This window comes from Dietzia sp. E1 (genome assembly GCF_014145015.1).
Taxonomy (GTDB): Bacteria; Actinomycetota; Actinomycetes; order Mycobacteriales; family Mycobacteriaceae; genus Dietzia; species Dietzia cinnamea_A.
On the sequence record NZ_JAALDU010000496.1, the window covers coordinates 1 to 1,800 of the forward strand.

General features: G+C 72.2%; 2 protein-coding genes. Both read right to left on the reverse strand.

Going from position 1 to position 1,800, the window contains the following annotated elements; translation table 11 throughout:
* Positions 1 to 5: 5 nt before the first annotated feature.
* Positions 6 to 515, reverse strand: a complete 510-nt coding sequence (locus G6030_RS14480; RefSeq protein WP_043567216.1) for a DUF3145 domain-containing protein — start codon at positions 513 to 515, stop codon at positions 6 to 8.
* Positions 516 to 767: 252 nt separating this feature from the next.
* On the reverse strand, positions 768 to 1,613 hold the full coding sequence (locus tag G6030_RS14485; protein ID WP_182643595.1) for a serine hydrolase domain-containing protein: 846 nt from the start codon (positions 1,611 to 1,613) through the stop codon (positions 768 to 770).
* Positions 1,614 to 1,800: the final 187 nt, after the last annotated feature.

Consider the following 1,800-nt stretch of genomic DNA (forward strand, 5'->3'; position numbering starts at 1 on the left):
GCGGGTCAGCCGACGCGCGAGAGCCAGGTGACCTCGGAGGCGGCCGGGTGGCCGCGCAGCGGCTCGAGCGCGCGGTCCCACGGGGTGCCGAGCTCCGCCTCGACGGCGGCGTGGAAGGCGGCGGGGCCGGCCTTCATGAGGTGGCGCAGCCGGTTCTCGCTGATGACGACGTCACCGCTCGCACCGGTCTGCCCCCGCCACATGCCGAGCTCGGGCGTGTGCGAGAAGCGTTCGCCGTCGACGAGGTCGCTCGGGTCCTCCGTCACCTCGAAGGACAGCATCGACCACTTGGCCAACGACTCGGCCAGCCGTGCGCCGGTGCCGACCGGACCGATCCAGTCGACGATCGCCTTGCGAGCGCCCGGCTGGGCCGGCTGGTCTTCCCAGCGCATGGCCGAGTTGGCGTCGAGCGTGCTCGCCAGAGCCCACTCGACGTGAGGACACAGCGCGGTCGGCGCGGCATGGATGAACACCACGCCGGTCGTCGTATCCGCGAAATGGTTATGGTCAGACATCACTTCACTCCCGACTCACTGAGGGACGTCTTCCCCAACGACCTCACGAAATCGTGTGAATGATGTGGCTTGTGTTGTTGTTGGTTTCTACTGTGCCTGAAGTGACCGGATTACACCAGTGACACTTCTGGACTCTCAGCAAAGTTACAGCACCGTGATTCCGACGCCGGGCGGCCCCTCGGCGTGTCGGCCAGCCCACCGGACGGCTCATCGATCCGCCCGGGCCGGACCCGGGCACCGGCAGCGGCGCGGTTACCGCCCGAGCGCCTCGACGACGCCGTCGGACAGCTCCGGCCACAGCGGCTTGGCCCAGTCGCCGAAGTCGCGGTCGGTGAGCACGACCAGCGCCGCGGACAGCGCGGGGTCGACCCACAGCAGCGTCCCCGACTGCCCGAAGTGGCCGAACGTCCCGGCCGAGTTCCGCGAACCGGTCCAGTGCGGGTCCTTGTCCCCGCGCAACTCGTACCCCAGCCCCCACGGGCACGGCTTCTGCATCCCGTACCCGGGCACGATCCCGTCGAGCCCGGGGAACTGCTCGGTCACGGCCTCGGCGAGGGTCTCGGTGGCCAGCAGTCGCGGCGCGACGAGTTCGCGCGCGAAGGGCACGAGGTCCGCGAGGCTGGCGGAGGCGCCGTGCCCGGCCGAGCCCTCGAGGGCGGTGGACTCCATCCCGAGCGGCCGGCACACGGCCTCGTGGAGGTACTCGGGGAAGTCGATCTCGGTGGCGTCGGCGATGTGGTCGGCCAGCACCTCGAACCCGGCGGACGAGTAGATGCGTCGCCGGCCCGGCGCGGTGCGGACCTCGTCCCTGTCGGCGAAGTCGAGTCCGGAGGCGTGCGCGAGCAGGTGCCGCACGGTGGAGCCCTCGGGACCGGCGGGATCGTCGAGGCCGATCGCCTCCTCCTCGACCGCCAACAGGGCGGCCGTGGCGACGAGCGGCTTGGTGACCGAGGCGAGGCGGTAGACGCGACTGTCGTCGCCGTGCGTCGCGAGCGCGCCGTCGGGTCCGACGACCGCGGCCGAGACGGTGTCCACCGGCCATTCCCCGACCACCGCAAGTGCGGCGGCGAGCGCGTCTCGATCGACCTGGTCCGACATCGGTTCCTCCCTGGTTCGCGTCCGGCCGGCGGCGCCGGCGGCAGTGCCCGTCAGTCTGTCAGGTCGGCGTGGACGCCGCGCCGGGGCGGGCGGACCCCGAGGCGGGCTGTCCCCGCACCGGGTCGGGCGGTCAGGGCCGGGGCACGTCGCGGCGCCGGAACGCGGCGAGCCCGGCGGCGACCAACAC

Excerpts from the sequence above, each read along its gene's own strand:
- G6030_RS14480 (WP_043567216.1), bottom strand. The coding sequence starts at position 515 with ATGTCTGACCATAACCATTTCGCGGATACGACGACCGGCGTGGTGTTC.
- G6030_RS14485 (WP_182643595.1), bottom strand. The coding sequence starts at position 1,613 with ATGTCGGACCAGGTCGATCGAGACGCGCTCGCCGCCGCACTTGCGGTG.